Source organism: Streptomyces sp. MGP-BFMKR1 (assembly GCF_057766585.1).
In genome coordinates this window covers 6,646,835-6,665,550 of the sequence record NZ_CM173408.1, presented here as the reverse complement: position 1 = coordinate 6,665,550, position 18,716 = coordinate 6,646,835, and the positions used below count along the sequence as shown (strand labels likewise).

Here is an 18,716-nt window from a genome sequence, read left to right as displayed (position 1 = left end):
CGGCCCGGGACCGCATCACGCTACTCACGAGGCATCAAGCGTCTTGTTGCGACGCAGCAGCCACAGGAAGAAGGGTGCCCCGAAAAGTGCCGTGAGGATGCCGAGCGGCAGCTCATTTGGCCGGTTAACGGTGCGCGACAACAGATCGACAACGACGAGATAGATGGCCCCGACGACCGCGGCCAGCGGCAGCAGCCTGCGGTGATCCGCTCCCACGGCCAGCCGTACCAGATGGGGAATCATCAGGCCAACGAAACCGATGCCGCCGGCGACGGCGATCACGGTGCCGGTGAGCAACGAGGACAGCACGAGCAGCGCGCCCCGCAGCCGGTGCACGTCCACGCCGAGCGCGGTGGCCGACTCGTCGCCGGCCAGCAGCGCGTTGAGCTGGCGGCCGAACAGGGCCAGGAACACCGTGCTGGTCAGGACGACGGTGCTGACCAGGCCGAGCTGGTTCCACTTGGCGCCCGCGACGCTGCCCAGCATCCAGAACATCACCGAGCGCAACTCGGTCGGCGTGGCCTGGAGTTGGAGGTAGCTGGTGCCGGCGAGGAAGAGGTAGCCGACGGCCACGCCGGAGAGCACGAGGCGGGTGGGGGCGAGCCGGCCCCGGGTCAGGCCGAGCACGAAGACCAGCGCGACGGCGACCATGGCGCCGGCGAAGGCCGCGGCCGAGACGCCGAGCCCGCCCAGCGCGCCGCCGGCCATGGTGATGACCATGACGGCGCCCAGCGAGGCGCCGGAGGAGACGCCGAGGACGTACGGGTCGGCGAGCGGGTTGGCCACCACCGCTTGCAGGACCACGCCGGCGACCGCGAGGCCGGCGCCGACCAGGGCGGCGAGCACCACGCGCGGGGTGCGGAAGTTCCAGACGATCTGGTCCAGGGCGGGGTCGGCGGCGGCGCCCGCGCCGGTGAGGTGGTGCCAGACGATCCGCCACACGTCGACGACCGGGATGGTGACCGAGCCGATGCTGATGGCCACCATCATCGTGCCGACGAGCACCGCGAGCAGGGCGACGAGCAGCGGCCCGGTGGGCACGTTGAGGATGCGCGGGCCCTTGGCCCGGCGCGGCGTGCCGGGCTTGGCCGTCGGGGCGGGCCCGGGCCTGGTGTCGGTCGCGCTGTCGGTCGCGCCGCGGGCGGCGAGGGCGCGTGGCGGGGCGCCGGCCAGCGAGCGGGCGGCCCGGCCCGGCGGGGCGCCCGCGGCGCTCGCGTGCGGTATCCGGGGCGGGTAGGGCTCCTCCGCTGCCTGCGCGCTCACCGCTCCCCCAGCGCCTCGGGGTGCAGCATCTCGCCGATCTTCGTCACGGCCAGGTCGTTGCTGGGCCCGAGGTAGGCCGAGTCGGAGAGGGTGACGTACCGGTTGTTCTTGGCGGCGGGCCACTGCGGGAAGTCCCGCAGCAGCTTGCGGGCGAAGGCCGCCGGGTTCTTGTCCTGGTAGCCGATGACCACCAGCGCGTCCACGGGCTCGGCCGCGACCTTCTCCTTGCTGAGGTCGGCGAAGGTGTTCTTGGTGACCGTGGCGAAGGCGTTGGTGCCGCCGGCCTTGTTCAGGATGTCGTTCCAGATCCCGTTGGCCGCCACGGAGCTGAAGTCGTTGGCGCCCATCGACATGTTGGAGAAGACCACCATGACGCGGGGCTGCTTGCCGCCCTTGGCCCTGATCTTGTCGGAGACGGCGGCGATCTTCCGCTTTGATTCGGCGATCAGCTTCTCCGCGCGCGCCTCGACCTGGAAGATCCTGCCCAGGTCGCGCAGCAGTTGGTAGCTGTCCTCGATGGTCATCTTCGAGGTGTCCTCGTCGCAGCCCTGCGGCGAGACGTAGCTGTTGGCCGCGACGGAGGCCAGGTCGTCCCGGGTGGCGAAGCCGTTGCCCGAGGAGAAGCCGTACGCGGTGGTGGAGAGCACCAGGTCGGGCCGCAGGCCCAGCATCGCCTCGCGCGGGATGTCGAAGGCGTCGTTGGGCTTGACGCCGCCGTCGGGCAGCTTCTCGATCGCCTCGGCGCGACCCCCCACCTCGGAGGCACCGTACGACTGCTGGTTGGCCACGATCCGGTCGCCGAGGCCGAGCGCGAGCAGCGTGGAGACCTCGGCGACGGAGGCGCCGTTCATGACGACGACACGGCTGGGCGCCTTGGTGTACGTGGTGCTGCGCCCGCAGTTCTCGATCGTGACGGGGTAGCCGGCGCCGGAGCGTTCGCCCTTGGCGGCGTTCTCGGTCGTGGCGGACGTCGAACTTCCGCCGCAGGCCGCCGTGACCAGGCAGAGCGCTCCGGCCAGCACCGCCATGGCGGGCCGTTTCCTATGCATGCGGGCTCCTCGGGGGTGGGTCGGACTCCGCCTCAGTAGTCGTGGCGGAGTCCGACCCAGTTCCCGAGACGCCTCAACCCGCCGTGACGGGTTCCGGCCGGTCACCTCCCGTGGGGCGGGGCAGGCTGCCGGTTTTCACGCAATGGTCCAGGTATCGGAAGACCAGCGACCGGTCGATGGTCGGGCAGGTGATGCCGGTGTCGGCCAGGCCGCGCAGCACGTTGTCCGCGCGGATGTGGCCGAGCCTCAGCTCCGGCTCGGCCGCCGCCTCGGGTGCGGGGGTGGCGCCGTCGCCGCCCCGCGCGCCGTTCGCGTCGGAGCCGTGGTCCGCGTCGCCCGGGCCGTCGAAGGTGTCGAAGAAGGCGAGCGTCGTGGTGGCCACGTCCGCGGCGCGCGGCAGCTCCGCGCGCCACTGGGCCAGCGGCATCCGGCGCACCCGGTAGCCGTAGGCGGCGATCCAGTCGTACAGGTCGTCCAGCCTCAGCTGCGGCGCCGGCGCGTGGTTGAACACGACGTCGGTGCCGCCCTCGTGGCGCAGGGCGAGCCGGACGACGGCGCGGGCGACGTAGTCCACCGGCGTCCACACCTCGGCCTCGAAGAGGTCGGGCACGATGCCGGCCGGGATGCCGGCGCGCAGCACGCTCCAGACGAAGTCGCGGTCGTTGACGAAGCCGGTGTCGGGGGCGCCGACGACCCGGCCGAGCCGGTGCAGGGTGACCGGGAAGCCGCGCTCCGCCGCCTGCTCCAGGAGCCGTTCGGAGGCCCACTTGCTCTGCTGGTAGCCGTAGATGAGACCGGAGTGCGGTGGCAGGAACGCCTCGGGCACCTCGGGGCTGCGGCTGTACGGCGGGGCCGTGGAGAGCGTGGAGACCAGGTGGAACGGGATGCTCCGGTCGGCCGCCAGGCGCAGCAGCTCCCGGGTGGACTCCGTGTTGGCGCCGCGCAGGCTGGAGTACTCGCGCATGATGCTGACGGTCGCGGCGTTGTGGAAGATCGCGTCGCAGCTCGCGGCGAGTTCGGCCAGCCGTTCCGGGGTCAGGCCCAGGTGCGGGCGGCCCAGGTCGGCCGGCTCGGCGACGATGCGCCGGGCGGCCTCGCCGACGGCGAGTTGCTGCTCGTCCAGCGCCTGCCGCAGCCGGGCGGTGGCCTGCTCCCGGTCGGCCGCCCGTACCAGGCAGACGACCTCGGCGTCCGTGCTGGTCAGCAACTCGGCCAGCAGGTGGGCGCCGACGAAGCCGGTGGCGCCGGTGAGCAGCACCTGACGCGGCGGCGCCGTCGGATCGACCCGGGTTCCGGTGCCGGGCGCGATGTCGGCCTCCAGCTCCGCGTCGCGCGCCACGGCGGCGACGGCGGCCGGCAGTCCGTTCTCGGCCACCTCCGTCGCGTCGGCGGCCGGCGTGCCGGTCGCCTGGGTGGCGGCCGGCCGCGCGCTGGCCGGCGTGGCGGAGCCGTCCGGGCCCGCCTGCTGGGCGAGGTGGGCCGCGAGGTCGGCGGCCGTCGGGTACTGGAACAGCCAGGCCACCTTGACCTCGCGGGCCAGCTCCACGCCGAGCCGGTTGGCGACCTGGATGGCCTGCAGCGACTGGGCTCCGAGGTCGAAGAAGTCGTCACCCGGGGCGATGTGGTCGGCGCCCAGGACCTGGGCCCAGACCCCGGTGATGGCCGCTTCCAGCGGGTTGGCCGAAGTCGTGCCCGGGGCGTCGGCCGGGGTGGCGTCGGCGTCCTGGGCGGCGGGGGCCGGGGCGTCGAGGGCGGCCAGCGCCTTGCGGTCGATCTTGCCGGAGCCGGTCAGCGGGAGCCGCTCGTGGAAGGTGAGCGCGGAGGGGATCATCGCGGCGGGCAGCACGGCCCGCAGCGCCTCGCGTACCTCGGTGGCCTGCGGCGCGGTGCCGTCGGCGACCAGGTGGGCGACGAGCCGGCGGGTGCCGTCGGGCAGGATCTGCCCGATCACCGCGGCCTCGCGCAGACCGGGCTGGCGCAGCAGCGCCGCCTCCACCTCGGTGGGGTGCACCCGGTGTCCGCTGATCTTGAACTCGCCGTCGACCCGGCCGACGAACCGCAGCAGTCCGTCGTCGGCGAGCCGTACCAGGTCGCCGGTGCGGTAGGCGCGGGGCGCGCCCGGCAGGTCGGTCAGCGGGGCGAACCGCTCGGCGTCCGCGGTGCGGGCGCCACGGTAGCCGCGCGCCAACGCGTCGCCGAGCAGGTGCAGTTCGCCGACCGTGCCGCCCTCGCCCGAGCCGGCGCCGGCCCCCTGGTCCGTCCCGCCGTCCACCGGGACGAGGACCGCCCGGGTGCCGGGCAGCGGGCGGCCGATGGGCACGTCGCCCGTGGCCAGTTCGGGGTCGTGCAGGTCGGCGACGGTGGCGACGACGGTCGCCTCGGTCGGCCCGTAGGTGTTGAACAGGCGCACCGACGACCCGACCGCGTGCCGCCAGCCGACCACCCGCTCGGGCACGGCGGCCTCGCCGCCGATGATGACGGTACGTACCGACGCGGGCAGCGTGGCGGAGCCGGTGGCGAGCGCGTACGCGACCTCGTGCCAGTACGCCGTGGGCAGGTCGAGGACGCTGACGCGCAGCCGTTCGCAGGCCCCGGTCAGGGTGGCGACGGACTCGGTCATGTCGTCGGTGCGCACGACCAGCGTGGCCCCGGCGCACAGGGTCAGGAAGATCTCCTCGACGCTGGCGTCGAAGTGCAGCGGCGCGAACTGCATGACCCGGTCGTCCGCGCCCAGCTCGTAGCGCTGGGTGGCGCCGGCGACGAAGTGGGCCAGCGCGCCGTGCCCGATCTCCACGCCCTTGGGCTCGCCGGTGGAGCCCGAGGTGTAGATGACGTACGCCAACTCGTCGGCGGCGGCCCGCTCGGCGGCTGCCGCGCGGTCGGCGCGCTGGGCGGCGGTCGCCGGCTCAGGGTCGGCCGCGGCGTCCAGGAGGAGTACGGGGACGGTGCCCCTGCCGTCCGGCAGTGCCACGGCGAGCCCGGCCGAACCGCCGGCGCCCGCGCCGCCGCCGGGCAGCTTGGCCACGTGGTTGGCGGTGGTGAGCACGGCCGCGGCGTCGGCGGCGGCCAGCAGGGCGGTGGTGCGGGTGGCGGGCGCGCCGAGGTCGATCGGACAGTAGGCGGCGCCCGCGTAGAGCGTGCCGAGGATGGCGGTGACGGCGTCGATGCCACGCGGCAGGGCGACGGCCACGAGCGCGCCACGGCCGAGCCCCTGCGCGGTGAGCCGCTCGGCGAGCCGGCGCGCCGCGGCGTCCAGTTCGGCGTAGCTCACGCGCTGGTCGCCGTGTTCGACGGCGGTGGCGTCGCCCCGGGTGGCGACCCGCTCGGCGATGTGGTCGAGCACGGGGCGGGCCGCCGCGCGCAGCGGGCCGCCGTCCACGACGGGCCAGTCGGCCGCCGTGGTGCCGCCTGCCGGGCCGGTCGCGGTGGTGGCCGGCGCGGGGATCTCGGCGAGCTGCGACAGCGGGCGGTGGGGCTCGGCGAGCGCGGCGCGCAGCAGCGCGAGCAGCCCGCGCTGGTGGGTGGCCAGGTCGCTCGCGTCGTACAGGTCGGGGTTGGCGTCGAAGGCGAAGCGCAGGCCCGCGCCCTCGGCCCGGTCGTAGACGTTGACGGACAGGTCGTCGACGGGGCCGGCGGACACGTTGTGCACGGTGCTGGCGTGGCCGGCGAAGCGCAGGTCGTACTCGAACGGCATGATGTTGACGCCGGGGCCCGAGAGGCGTCGCTTGCCGCCGACCAGCTTGAGGTCGCGCCGCAGGTGCTCGTAGCGGTAGCGCTGGTGGGGCAGGCCGGCGCGCAGTTCGGCGGCCACCCGCGGGGCGAGGTCGGCGAGGCTGTCGTCCGGGCCGGATGCCACGCGCAGCGGCAGCACGTTGCGCACCATGCACGGCACGCGCAGCGACACCGAGCCGAGCCGGCCCATGACGGGCACGCTCAGCACGGCCTCGGGGGCGCCGCTGACCTGCTGGATGTAGCGGGCGGTGATCGCGAGCAGCACGTCCGACCAGGTGACGGAGAGTTCGTCGGCCCGCTGGCGCAGCTTGGTCACCTCGGCCGGCGCCAGGTCGGTGATCTGCCGCCGGAAGGTGCGGGCGGGCAGCGCGGAGTCGTCGGTGAGGCTGGGCACGGGGGGCCGGTCGGCGTACCGCGCCGCCCAGTACGCGCCGTCCTTGTCGCGCCGCGCGGAGTTCTGGTACGCGTGCTCCTCGTCGCGCACGGACTGCAGCGTGCCGAAGCCGCTGTCGCCGGTGGGCCGGCCCGCGACCAGCGCGGTGTACACGTCGGCGACGCGGCGGGCGACGAGCGAGAGACCGAAGCCGTCGAGCGCGATGTGGTGGACGCGGTGGTACCACCAGTACTCGTCGGGCCCGACGCGGAACAGGGCGTGCCCGAAGACCGGCTCGCGCTCCAGGTCGACGGGGCGCGCCATGTCGCGGGCCATCCAGGCCAGCGCGGCGGCGCGCGGCGCGGCCTCCGGGGTCAGGTCGGCCACGTGTGGCTGCCAGTCGGTGGTGTCCGCGGTGACCTGCCAGAGCTTGCCGTCCTGGACGGTGAAGCGGACGCCGAGCGCCTCGGTCTCGGCGACCACCTGGCGCAGCGCGGCGACGAAGACCTCGGTGTCGACGGGGCCGGCGATGCACACGTACTCGGCCGTGTTGAACGCGGGGCTGTCCAGGTCGAGTTGCTGACCGGTCCAGATGCCCTCCTGCGCGGCGAGCAGCGGGTGCCGCTCCCCCGCGCCGTCCGCGCCGGGGCCGGCGGGGGTCGCGGTGCCGTTCTGGGTGCCGTCAGGCTTCGGCATGTTCGACTCCCGCCTGGCGTTCGGCGATCAGGTCCCACCACTGGGCGAACGAGGTGCGCTCGGCCAGTTCCACGAAGCTCACCTCGGCACCGGCCGAGCGCCAGCGCTCGGCCAGGGTGACGATGCGCAGCGAGTCCAGGCCCGCGTACAGGGGGTTCTCGTCGAGGTCTACTTCATCCGGCTGCTGGTGCAGCACCTCCGCGAGGTCGGCGCGGAAGGTCGCCAGCGTCAAGGGCTCAGACATGTCGTTCTCTCTTGGGTAGCGGGGCAGGGGCTGCGGCGACGGCGGTCAGTTGACCTTGCGGTCCGCGTCCTTCCAGAAGCGGTCGCGCAGTTCGCGGCGGAGGATCTTGCCGCTGGGGTTGCGCGGCACCTGGTCGATGAACTCGTACTTGGCGGGGAGCTTGAAGCTGGCGAGCCGGTCCACCAGGAAGCGGTGCAGGTCCCGGGGGGTCGGCTGCTCGCCGGGGACGGCGACGACGAAGGCGTGGATGGTCTCGCCCCAGCGCTCGTCGGGCGCGCCCACCACGCACGCCTCGCGCACGCCCGGGTGCGCCTCCAGGGCGCCCTCGATCTCGGCGGGGTAGACGTTCTCGCCCGCGACGATGACGGCGTCCTTGATGCGGTCGCTGATGAACACGTAGCCGTCGGCGTCGAGGTAGCCGGCGTCGCCGGTGTGGATCCACTCGCCGACCAGCGTCTCGCGGGTCTTGTCGGGCAGGCCCCAGTACTCGACCATGCGGGCCGGGGTGGCCAGGCACACCTCGCCGACCGTCCCGACGGGCAGCTCCCTGCCGTCCCCGTCGATGACCTTGGCGCGCACGCCCGGGTAGGGGTGGCCCGCGGCCTTCATCCGGGGGTGTCCCGGCACGTGGTCGGCCGGGGGCAGGCACACCGCGGTGTTGCCGGTCTCGGTGAGGCCGTAGATCTGGGCGAACTCGCAGCCGAAGAGGGCCAGGCTCTGTTCGAGCAGCGCCTCGGAGATGGGCGAGCCGCCGTAGACGATCTTGCGCAGGGTGCTGAAGTCCGCCGGGCTCACGCCGGGTTCGGCCAGCATCATGCGCAGCATCGCGGGCACCACGCAGGCGGTGGTGATGCCCAGGTCCTTGATCAGGGCGTTGGCCTGGTGCGGCGCGAAGGCGCGCATGGCGACGACGGTCACGCCGGCGCTGAAGTTCTGCGTGGCCCACCACAGGCCGCCGACGTGGAAGCCGGGGATGCCGATCAGGGCGATGTCGCCGGCGCGCCAGTCGATCCAGTCCAGGCCCTGGGAGGCGAGCGCGTCGCGGATGGCGAAGAAGCTGCGGTGGGCGAGGACGACGCCCTTGGGCAGGCCGGTGGTGCCGCTGGTGTAGATCTGGGCGACGGGGGTGTCGGGGGTCGCCGGGCGGTCCACCTCGGTGTCGGGCTGGGCGCCCTTCCAGGCGGCGAAGTCGACGGCCGCGGCGCTGGGCGCGTCCTCGCCGGCGGTGGCGGGGCGCGCGCCGGTGCTCAGCCGGACCACCGTGGTCGGCACGGCGTCCGGCACCCGGTCGATGACGGGGGCGAACTCCTCCTCCAGGAGGAGCAGTTCGCTGCCGGAGTCCCGCAGGATGTGGCTGACCTCGGGCGCGGTCAGGCGCCAGTTGATGGGCACGAGCACGGTCTGGCTCTTGGCGCAGCCGAAGAGGATCTCGTAGTAGTGCTCGGATTCCTTGCCGAGGTAGGCGACGCGCGCGCCGGGCGCCAGTCCCGCGGCCTCGATGGCGCGCGCGATGCGGTTGCTCTCCCGGTGCAGGTTCCCGTACGTCAGGACGCGGCCCTCGCACAGCACCGCCGGCACGTCCGGCTGGCGCTCGGCGTGGAAGCGTGCCGTCTCGTCGAGGGTGTGCAGGTTCGGGTGGTAGAGCCTGCCGTCGGCTGTACGCGTCATCGTGGAATCGGCCATGTCCTGCGCCTCCGCATTCGGTCCGTGGTGCGGGCCGCCGCCCTTTTCTCGGTGGCCCGCACCACGGCAGGTGTTGTCGCTGTGTGAAGGTGACGGCTAAGCGACACCCACGAAAGCGAGGGTGGCCTCGCCGTCGCAGCGTCCGCCGTCGGCGTCCCAGTACCGGTACGACGTTTCGGCGAGCAGCATGGGATCGCCGCCGCCCGGGGTACGCCGGGTGAGCGAGAGGAACGTCATCTCACCGGAGAACGAACGGGGATTGATCGGTCGCCGGAAATTGCTGCCGAAGCGGGCGATGAGGATATCCGGAAGCTGGTGCCGCCAGTAATCCTCCATCGTCCACGAGGCGAATCCCGGCATCAGTCCCTCTTGCACGGACTTGGCGACCAGGTAATACATCATCTGGTTGTAACAGATGTTCACCTCGACCGCGTTGAGATGCCCGGTGTCGTCGATGTAGCACGACTCCGGAATGGCGAACTCACAACGCGCCGTGCCGAGTCCCGCCTTGGCTCTGACCTCCGCGGAGAGCAGGTACTTGCAGTTCTCCTTGTAGGGGCGCAGCACCGGCGGGAGCAGCTCGCGGTCGGTGGCGTACCACTCGGGTGCCGACGGCTTGTCCCCGACGGCACGTTCGGCGGTGTGGGTCGCCATCAGACCGTGAGTCCGTCGTAGAGCTTGTGCTCGTCGTGCACGGTGACCCGGAACGAGGAGGTGGGCTCGGGCGCTGAGGTGTGCAGGGCGCGGTGGATCAGGCTGCGGTTGTCCCAGACCAGCAGGTCGCCCTTCTCGAAGCTCTGCAGGTGGATGTTGTCGTTGGAGAAGGTGTCGTCCAGCTGCCCGGTGGCCTTGAACAGGTCGTGCAGCAGGTCGGTCTCCAGCGGCTTGCCCTCCGCGTCCTCGATGTCCACGGTGAAGCCCTCGCTGATGTAGAGGACCGTTTCACCAGTGATCGGGTGGGTGAAGGTCGTGGGGTGCACCACCGGCGGGGTCTTGGTCTCGACCTCTTCGATGATCTCGGAGATCGGGCGGTAGACGTCGTGCGGGCGGATCTTGAAGTACTTGCGGACGGAGTGCCGGCAGCGCGTGCCCTCGGCCGCCTTCTTGAGCTCCTCGGGGAGCGCCTCGTACGCCTTGCCCATGTCGATGAAGTACGTTCCGCGGTTCTTCTGCGGAATGACCTGGGGGTAGATCAGCGTGATGCCGAACGGGTCCGGCATGAACATGTAGTCCGCGTGCCAGAACTTCCCGGTCTTCGGCACGCCGATCTGCTTGCCGTCCTTCGGGACGTTGGACGAGACGAACACCTCGGGCACCTCGGGGTGCTGGTACATCGGCTCGTAGTACGTCTCGGGGCGGCCGAGCCGCTTGCCCAGCTCCAGGAATTGCGCGGGGTCCAGATCCTGCCCCTTGAGCACCGCGATCTTCTTCGTGTAAACGGTTTCCTTGAGCTTCTGGATGTCCTCCTCAGAAGCGCTGGCGTAGTCGAACCCGTGCACGGCCGCGCCGAGCTTCTTGCCTTCCTGCGGGACGATCTCCATGGTGACTGCCTTTCGGGGAGATAAGGATGGAACCGGGTTTTTCGAAATTGGCTCGGGGAGGGCGTCTACGGCTGTCCGGCAAGCCGCTCGTCAATGAGCTTGGCCGTGGCGCCGAGGCTGAGGTCGGGGTGCAGCTCGCTGTCCTCGATGGTCACGCCCAGCTCGCGTTCGACGTGCATGACGATCTCCACGAGCGTCAGCGAGTCGACGTCGAGCTCCGCGTAGGTCGCGTCCGGGGTGGTGTCCTCCGGCGGGGCCTCGTGCAGCTTGGTCAGCAGGGCGATGAGTCGGTCATAGGTGGCGCTCATGGTGCGAGAGGTCCTCCCTCTTGGGCGGTTACGGGTGCGGCTGCCGCGGATGCGGTCGGCGTACGGGGCGTCAGGTCGGGCCAGCGCAGCACGCAGGAGCCCCAGGTCAGGCCACCGCCGAAGGCGGTGAGGAGCACGCGGTCCCCGGGCTCGATAACGTTGCCGGCCGCCGCGTCCGCGAGCGCCAGCGGGATGGAGGCGGCACCGGTGTTTCCGACCGACTCGACGTTGGAGACACAGCGCTCACGCGGGAGGCCGAGATCGTCGGCGACCGCGCGCAGGATGCGCTGGTTGGCCTGGTGCGGCACGAGGTGGTCGACGTCGTCGACCTTCCAGTCGGCGGCGGCGAGCGAGGCGCGGACGGAGGTCGACATGCGCGTGATCGCGTGCCGGAACACCGCCCTGCCCTGCATCGAGAAGTGCCGGTCGGCGTGGCTGGGTTGCTCGTCGCGGCGCGAGCGCTGCCGCGAGCCGCCCGCCGCCACCATGATCATCTCTTCCTCGGCGCCGTCGCTGCCGAGGTCGAAGTGGCCGATGGCGCCGGGCTCGTCGGCGTCGCCGGCACGCAGCACGACCGCCCCGGCGCCGTCGCCGAAGATGATCGCGTTCGCGCGGTCCAGCGGGTCGATGATGGAGGTGTACGTGTCCGCGCCGATCAACAGCACGCGCTCGGCGACGCCCGCGGTGATCAGGCCGGCGGCGGTGGCCAGGCCGTAGACGAAGCCGGTGCACACGGCGCTGACGTCGAAGGCCGCGACGCCGGTCAGGCCGAGCCGGTGGGCCACCAGCGGCGCGGTGGCCGGGCAGCTCCGGTCGGGCGTGGTGGTGGCCACGACCACGGCGTCCACCCGCTCGGTGCCGGCCGACTCCAGCGCGCGCCGGCCCGCCTCGACGGCGAGGTCCGAGGTGGCCTGGCCGGGGTCGGCGAAGCGGCGCTGGCGAATCCCGGTGCGGGTGGCGATCCACTCGTCGCTGGTGTCGAGGTAGGTGGACAACTCGTCGTTGGTGACGATGCGCGGCGGCAGCCAACCCGCGAGCCCGCACAACACGGCGGCACGCGCCGGCCGCGCGCCAGCCGCACGCGGGGCGTGCGCGAGGGCTCGTTCGTCGGGTTCGGGCGGTGGGGCGGCATCGCTGGGCACGGCGGTCTCCTCAATCGGCGAGCAAGTCGGCAAGCAGGGGCAGCGGGTTCGGTCGGGTACTGGTGTGGGGGTGGGGGCCCGACCGGCGGCGGGCGGTGGCGTGGGGCCGACCGGTTGGCGGAACCGTTACCGGCTCGGGGCCCTCCTGAGCGCGAGGAGCACGAGCGCCCCGCAGCAGATGCCGGCCGCGACCAGGTAGCTGACCAGGCGTACGCCGTCGACCAGCCCGTCGCGCAGCGCGTCGCCGGCCAGCCCGTCGCTGCGCGTGTTGGCCACGGCGACCAGCAGCGCGAGCCCGACGGCGCCGCCCACCTGGAGCGTCGTGGAGGCCAGACCCGACGCGATGCCCTGGTCGCTCGGGGCGACGCCGGAGGCGGCCACGATCCACAGCGCGGTCCAGGCCGCGCCCTGACCCAGGCTCAGCAACACCAGTCCGGGCACCAGGCGCCCGTAGGAGCCGCTGTCGGTGAAGGCCACGGCGAGCGCGACCGCGCCGGCCGCGCCGAGCAGCAACCCGCCGAGCAGCGTGGCCCGCACGCCGAAGGCGGCGACCGCCCGCTCGCCGACCTGGGTTCCGGCCGCGACCATGACGGCCGGCAGCAGGAACGCCAACCCGGTCTCCAGCGCGCTGTAGTGGTGCACGAGCTGGAAGTAGCGGGTGAGGAAGTAGGGGACGGAGGCGAAGGTCGCGTTGAACACGGCGGCCAGTGCCATTCCGGCCACCAGGGAGCGGTGCGTGAGCAGCCGCACCGGGGTGAGCGGATCGCGGGTGCGCGACTCGATGACCGCGAACGCCGCGAGCAGCAGCGCCGAGCACAGCGCGCACAGCACGGTGGCCTTGCTGGTCCAGCCGACCTCGGGCCCGCGGACCAGCAGGAACACCAGGAGCGTGATGCCCGCGGTCGCGGTGACGGCGCCCAGGGCGTCGAAGTCGCGCTCTCGCGCACGCGGCGGGTCGGCGGGGAAGAGCAGCCACCCGGCCACCGCGATCGCCCCGGCCAGCGGGACGTTGACCATGAACACCGACGGCCAGCCGAACGCCTCGACCAGGACGCCGCCGAGCAGCGAGCCGAAGCACAGCCCGCCGGCGCCGGCCGCGCCCCACACGGCCAGCGCCTTGTTACGGCGCGGGCCCTCCTCGTAGATCGTGGTGATCAGCGAGAGCGTGGCGGGGAACAGCAGCGAGCCGCCGATGCCCTGCACGGCGCGCACGGCGACCAACAGCCAGGCCGTGTCGGTCAGCCCGCCGATCAGCGACGAGCCGGCGTACAACCCCGCGGCCAGCACGAACATCCGGCGGCGGCCCAGCAGATCGGTGGCCCGGCCGCCGAGGAGCAGGAACCCGCCGGTGGCCACGACGTAGGCGCTGACCACCCACTGCAGGTCCTGCTCGGAGAAGCCGAGGCCCTCCTGGATGCTCGGCAGGGCGACGTAGACGATGTTGAAGTCGAGTGCGATGACGAGCTGCGCGGCGGCCAGTACGAACAGGGACAGCCCAAGCCGCTGACGAGGTGGTGCGGGTGACGACGTTATTGCGGACATCCTCGGACATTCCCCCTTAGGAACCTGCTGAAATCACGACAGCGGTTCCCCATGCCTCGTGCGGTGGATCATCACTGCGATGCGTACGGCGAATCATTGCTGGGTGCCGAAATGCTGCACCACACACTGAAATGACCGGCCCCGGCGACGGGCCTCCCCAGCCCGTGAACACCTGGCCACACGTCATTGGGCGACTCGCCCTGGATGCTTGCTCACCCCCATCGGCACGGCAAGCAATTGGCCTTCTTTTCGGCCTGGCTCAGATTCCGGTTGCAGTTCTGGTTAAGGCGTCACTGAGCGTCTTCATGACAAGTGGGAATCAGCCACCCGGAGTGGCGCGTTCCCCTCTCTCCCTCCACAGGAACATCCGACGGGCCAGGGCGTTACCCCGCGAAAGAGTGAGCGAAACACCGCTGAACTTCGCGCTTTTTGCCCGGTTCGGTGGTCCTGTGGGCCACTCCGAACAGACTCTTTTCGGCCATCGCCAGGCGAGCGTACAGGGGCAGGGATGACCGATTCAAGCGGCTAGGCAGCCGAAATGCGGGCACCAGGGAAGCATTCCCACCGTCATTCGGAGGGTGCCGTTCCGGGGTGCCAGGAAGGGCCTTTTTCGGTAGTCGGACGAGAAAGTCATCGAGTTCCCGACAGACCCGAAGTTCTTCATCACATGCTGCCTTGGCATAGACCAAGCTGTCTAGCCGTTGGACAGTTGACGAGTGATTTGCGCCCGCATAGGGCGATGCCGACCGCCGTTCACCCGAAAGCCCACCAGGCCAACGGGAGGCGACCGGGAACCCGCGGTATGAGGCGTCTGAAAGCCGCTCGTTCACCGCCGGGCCCGACGAATTCCCTGCGCACCCGCGATCGCGCCCGCCAGGTCGGGGGAGCATATACGGCTACGGTGCGTCGTGATTCCCTCGCCCAGCGTCCACCTGGTGTTCACCGGAATCCGCTGCCGGACACACGACTGCCGCCGTCCGTCGCGAACGACGAACGGCGGCAGTCGTACCTGGTGAGCGCGGGTTCGGTCAGTCCTCGCCCATCAACTTCCGGATCTCCGTGATGAGCGCCACCAGCGCCGCGCGCTCGGGCACGGTGGTGTCGGGGTGCCACAGGTCGACCAGCAGGCAGGTGCGCGGGCGGGTCCCGGAGTTCCACGCCTCGTGCTCAAAGGAGTAGTCGAAGAGCAGGCACTTCCCCTCCTCCCAGGAGCGGGTCTCCCCCGCGACCTTGATCCCGCAGCCCTCGGGGATGTCCACCGCCAGGTGCAGGTTGATGCTGAAGTTCCACAGGTCGGAGTGCGGCTTGATGGCGGCGCCGGGCAGCAGCGTGGAGAAATGGCATTCGAGGAGCGGGCAGATCTTCTCGGTGTCGACGGCGAACTCCTTGAGCACCTTGTACGCCGTCGGCGCCGTCGGCTGCGACTCCGCGACCAGGCCCCCCTTGCGGTAGAGGTAGAGCGCCTGCCAGTCATCCTGCGGCGTCAGGTAGTGCTCGTAGTTGGAAAAAGCCTCGCGCCGCGCGGCCCAGGCCGTCTCCAGTTCCGACTTGATCGCTCCGTGCTGCTCCTCAAGGGCGGCTATGAAGGGCGTGTGCTCGGCATGTCCGTACGGATCGTGCCAGGGCTGCTGGGAAATTCCCGGCATGATCCACTTGGCACCCTGTTGCAACGGGTGGCGCTCCTGCTTCTTGCTGTCGAGCATCTCCTCCACGCGCTCGATGGAGTCGGAGCCGTACTCGCTCCGGATCGCGGCGAAGGCGTTCTCAATCTCCGGTGTCACTGAATTCTCCTGATGGTGAGAGAAAAGGTGAGGCAAAGTTAGGTGAGAAAGCGTAAGAGGGGGGAATGGCACTCGGGGAACAGGGCGGGGAACAGCGGCGGCGGCGTGGACCGCGCGGCCTCGTCCCGCCGCGGTCCGGACAACCGGGGCATACCCCGATGGCTGGATACAGAAGCTCGCTCGATCCGGCCACGTGGGGTGGCCGGATCTTGTCGAGCACAGGCGTGCCTCCCCCGCGCGCCACCCGACGACCGGCGCGCGGGCTCGATATCGACGGCGGTGCGCCGGTCAGGCCGCGAACGCGACCCCGGACACCTCCGCCGTGCGCAGCAGCGTGATGAGGTCCTCGCGCGCCCTGGCCACCCGGGACCGCACCGTGCCGACCGGGCAGCCGACGACGGCGGCGGCCTCCGCGTAGGGCAGTCCGAGGAGCTGGGTGAGGATGAACGCCTCGCGCCGGTGCGGCTCAAGGGTGTTCAGCAGGTCGAGCAGGGCGACGCCCTCCTCGAAGCCGGGCAGTCCCGACGGCTGCGCCCCCTCGGCGGCCGACTGCCAGTTGGGGGCGTCGGCGACGCGGGGCCGGGCGGCGGCGGACCGGTAGCGGTCGATGACCACGCGGCGGGCGATCGAGAGCAACCAGGTACGCGCGTAGGAGCGTCCAGCGAAGCGCGGCAGGGAGTTGAGTGCGCGCAGGAACGTCTCCTGGGTGAGGTCGTCCGCGCTGTGCACATCGGCGCTCAGATGGGTGACGAACCGCCAGACATCCCGGTAGGTGGCGCGTACGAAGCGCTCGACGGCGGCGGGGTTGCCATCCCGTGCCGCCAGCGCCCAGTCGGTCACCTCCTCGTCGTCCGCGGGGCGGGACGGTCCGGGGCAGGCCCGGACTAGGGCAGGAATCATCGCAACGGAGTCCTTTTGGGGGCTGTGTGCCGCGCCATGGGTGACCACGGCCCGGCGATGACAGCTCCGCACGCCTCGCACGGCCACGCCGGTGGCCGCGGTGCCGGCAAGGGCACCGACGTCTTCGGCGCGGGGCACAGCGAGGGACCGCGGGGCCTGGAGCCGACGCCTTACGGGGGCCGTCTTCGCGGGAACGACCACCGGCATCGGAACTGCGCCCGCCACCACGGCATGGGCGCCCGACGGGGTGCGGGTGACGGTGCGTTCAGCGCAGGGCGAGGCGGTGCGGCGGCGCGCGGCCGGCCAGGACGTGGCGCAGGAAGAGTTGGCGCGGACGCCGGACGCGCGAGGTGCGGGTCAGGCGTGGCCGCGGACACCGTCGCGGGCTGGCGACCAGGCCGCGGTAGGCGATGCGCAGGGGAACGAAGACGGCGGCGGCCAGCGCGCGACCGAGCCGGTAGGCGGCGCGCTCGCCGCGCCACAGCCACAGCCCGCAGGCCAGGGCCGCCAGTACGTGCGCGAGCAGCATGCCCCAGCCGTGGCAGAAGGGCGTCAGGCCCTCCAGGCCGTCCGGGCCGGCGCCCTGCGGGCCGGCGGCGGGTCGTGCGAGGGGTTCGGCGGCGTCCGTGGCGCCCGGTCGCCCCGTGGGTGGGGAGAGCCCGGCACGCGCCTCGTACGCCGCCCCGGGTATGTGGCCCGCGTGGCCGTGCGCCGTCATCGACGCCGACCGGTCCATCAGGGAGAACAGCACGTGGAGCGCGAGTTGGGACACGACGGTCGCCCCCGTCACCGCGAACGCGCCCCGCTCGCGCCCGGCGAGCCACCAGGCGGCCGATGCCGTCCCGGCGAACGCGCTGCCCAGCGCGAGCGGTGACACGCCCGTGCCGGAAGCGAGTGAGTGACCAGCGGCGGCGGCGACGACGCACACGGCCGCGAAGGTCGCGGCTCGTATGGCGCGGGACGCCAACCCAGTGGTCATAGTCGACATGTTGCCAGCCAGCACTGACAAGTGGTGCAGACCAAGGGGAAACTTTGCCCACGATCGACACGTTCATGACACGAACGCATATCGTGGCTAACCGTCCGTCCGGCCTGGTGGGACGGGGTTTTGACGATCCGTCGACGGAAATGTGGACTGCGGCCTTCCATGATCCGGCGCAGCGTCGGCATGTCCGAAACGCTGCGGTGGTCACGGCCCGACCGCCACCACCGAACCGTCCGTCCGCCCCTTGGAACCGCTCCCCCGCGCCGACGCCCCCACCGACTCCCTCGCCGGCACCCGGTCCGTCCCCTCCGCATCCGCGCGTCGTCGCCGACGGCCGGGCCGGGCGAGCGGAGGCCGGCGCCGCGCGTGGGCCGGGCGGGGCTAGCGGGGCCGACGCCGCGTGAGCCGGGCGGCGCCAGCGGGCCGGGCGGTGGCCGGGGCGCGCTCAGCGCGCGCCACCCGGTGCGGTACACGGAGCGCCGGGCGGGGCCGGGGCGGGGATGTGACCTGCGACCGAGCCGGGACCCCCGTCGGATTGTCTGCTTCAATAGGGGCATGGCCAGCCTCCACAGCACCGCGACAGGTCGCAGCGACCTTGAGCCGTTTTGGCCTTCTCGCCAGGGGCACCACTTCGACCGCGAGTGTTGTCGCGCGCTCTGACGCGCGGGCCCGCTCACTGCGCTGACGCCTGACGTCCCCCGCGGACGTCGGCTCTCCGGCCGCCAGCCCTGCCCGCGCGCACGACGTCCATGACGCCCTCTGCGCGAAAGAGCTGACCTCTCATGACCCACGCACGCTCGTTGTCCCCCTCGCCCGCCACCTCCGCTTCTCCGGTTTCCTCGGTGGCTTCGGTCTCTCCCGTCTCGTCCGTCTCCTCGGCACCCTCCGCCGCGCGCCTGTCCCCCAGCGCCGCCGGCTCCCCCGTCTCCGCCGCGTCCGCCGCCACGCCGCTGCGCGCGGCGCGCCCGCAGCCACCCCGGCAGCGGCTGCGCGCGGTGGCCCCCGACGAACTGCCGCCCGTCGCGGACCTGCTGCACGCGGACGCCACCTGGCTGCCCGCTCCCGCGCACAGCCTGCCGACGCTGCCCGGGCAGCCGCCGATGGTCGGCTACCTGGTCCTGGTCCCCGCCGACCGGCGACCCGGGGCCGCCCCGGTGGCGCCGGCGCCGGCCGCCGCCACGCACGGCGACGCGCTGATCCAGATCGACCCCGAGCAGCGCGCCGCCCAGGTCGCCGGCCGTCCGCTGGACCTGACCTACCTGGAGTTCGAGCTGCTGACCCACCTGGTCGCGCACCCGCACCGGGTGCACACCCGGGACCAGTTGGTGACCACGGTGTGGGGTTACGGGCACGTCGGGGACGGCCGGACCGTCGACGTCCACATCGCCCGGCTGCGCCGCAAGCTGGGCGCGGAACACCGGGCGGCCATCGTCACCGTGCGCCGGGTCGGCTACAAGTACGCGCCCATCGGCTAACT

General features: G+C 72.2%; 14 protein-coding genes. 1 reads left to right on the top strand and 13 read right to left on the bottom strand.

Annotation, left to right across the window (positions count from 1 at the left end; all coding sequences use genetic code 11):
* Positions 1–24: 24 nt before the first annotated feature.
* From AC3CHW_RS26680 to AC3CHW_RS26620, 13 genes are all read right to left on the bottom strand, one after another.
* Positions 25–990: a FecCD family ABC transporter permease gene (locus tag AC3CHW_RS26680; RefSeq protein ID WP_488471176.1), complete on the bottom strand. Its 966-nt coding sequence runs from the start codon at positions 988–990 to the stop codon at positions 25–27.
* A 269-nt stretch (positions 991–1,259) separates the two neighbouring features.
* Entirely contained in the window at positions 1,260–2,312 is a 1,053-nt protein-coding gene (locus AC3CHW_RS26675) for an ABC transporter substrate-binding protein (protein ID WP_488468169.1), read from the bottom strand.
* Positions 2,313–2,385: 73 nt separating this feature from the next.
* A complete protein-coding gene (locus AC3CHW_RS26670) occupies positions 2,386–7,113 on the bottom strand; it encodes an amino acid adenylation domain-containing protein (protein WP_488468168.1) in 4,728 nt (1,575 codons plus the stop codon).
* The gene (locus AC3CHW_RS26665) at positions 7,100–7,357 is read right to left on the bottom strand and encodes a phosphopantetheine-binding protein (protein ID WP_176161270.1); all 258 of its coding nucleotides are present in this window, start codon (positions 7,355–7,357) and stop codon (positions 7,100–7,102) included. The genes AC3CHW_RS26670 and AC3CHW_RS26665 overlap by 14 nt, the downstream gene beginning before the upstream one ends.
* A 45-nt stretch (positions 7,358–7,402) precedes the next feature.
* Positions 7,403–9,040: a long-chain-fatty-acid--CoA ligase gene (locus AC3CHW_RS26660; RefSeq protein WP_488468167.1), complete on the bottom strand. Its 1,638-nt coding sequence runs from the start codon at positions 9,038–9,040 to the stop codon at positions 7,403–7,405.
* A gap of 96 nt (positions 9,041–9,136) precedes the next feature.
* Positions 9,137–9,694 carry a (2E)-enoyl-ACP glycyltransferase gene (gene scoD, locus AC3CHW_RS26655; RefSeq protein WP_488468166.1) on the bottom strand — a complete coding sequence of 186 codons (558 nt, stop codon included), beginning with the start codon at positions 9,692–9,694 and terminating at the stop codon, positions 9,137–9,139.
* Positions 9,694–10,581, bottom strand: coding sequence for a (3R)-3-[(carboxymethyl)amino]fatty acid oxygenase/decarboxylase (scoE, locus tag AC3CHW_RS26650; protein ID WP_176161273.1), 888 nt, complete (start codon positions 10,579–10,581; stop codon positions 9,694–9,696). The genes scoD and scoE overlap by 1 nt, the downstream gene beginning before the upstream one ends.
* 65 nt (positions 10,582–10,646) lie before the next feature.
* Entirely contained in the window at positions 10,647–10,889 is a 243-nt protein-coding gene (locus AC3CHW_RS26645) for an acyl carrier protein (RefSeq protein ID WP_187062962.1), read from the bottom strand.
* The gene (locus AC3CHW_RS26640; protein WP_488471175.1) at positions 10,886–11,938 is read right to left on the bottom strand and encodes a beta-ketoacyl-ACP synthase III; all 1,053 of its coding nucleotides are present in this window, start codon (positions 11,936–11,938) and stop codon (positions 10,886–10,888) included. The genes AC3CHW_RS26645 and AC3CHW_RS26640 overlap by 4 nt, the downstream gene beginning before the upstream one ends.
* Positions 11,939–12,157: 219 nt before the next feature.
* Positions 12,158–13,573: an MFS transporter gene (locus AC3CHW_RS26635; RefSeq protein ID WP_488468165.1), complete on the bottom strand. Its 1,416-nt coding sequence runs from the start codon at positions 13,571–13,573 to the stop codon at positions 12,158–12,160.
* A gap of 1,028 nt (positions 13,574–14,601) precedes the next feature.
* Positions 14,602–15,354, bottom strand: a complete 753-nt coding sequence (locus AC3CHW_RS26630) for an aspartyl/asparaginyl beta-hydroxylase domain-containing protein (protein ID WP_187062959.1) — start codon at positions 15,352–15,354, stop codon at positions 14,602–14,604.
* Between the two features lie 288 nt (positions 15,355–15,642).
* Positions 15,643–16,254: a sigma-70 family RNA polymerase sigma factor gene (locus AC3CHW_RS26625; protein ID WP_187062958.1), complete on the bottom strand. Its 612-nt coding sequence runs from the start codon at positions 16,252–16,254 to the stop codon at positions 15,643–15,645.
* Positions 16,255–16,519: 265 nt separating this feature from the next.
* A complete protein-coding gene (locus AC3CHW_RS26620; protein WP_488468164.1) occupies positions 16,520–17,233 on the bottom strand; it encodes a hypothetical protein in 714 nt (237 codons plus the stop codon).
* A 788-nt stretch (positions 17,234–18,021) separates the two neighbouring features.
* Here AC3CHW_RS26620 and AC3CHW_RS26615 point away from each other — a divergent pair.
* The gene (locus AC3CHW_RS26615) at positions 18,022–18,714 is read left to right on the top strand and encodes a winged helix-turn-helix domain-containing protein (RefSeq protein WP_232543992.1); all 693 of its coding nucleotides are present in this window, start codon (positions 18,022–18,024) and stop codon (positions 18,712–18,714) included.
* Positions 18,715–18,716: the final 2 nt, after the last annotated feature.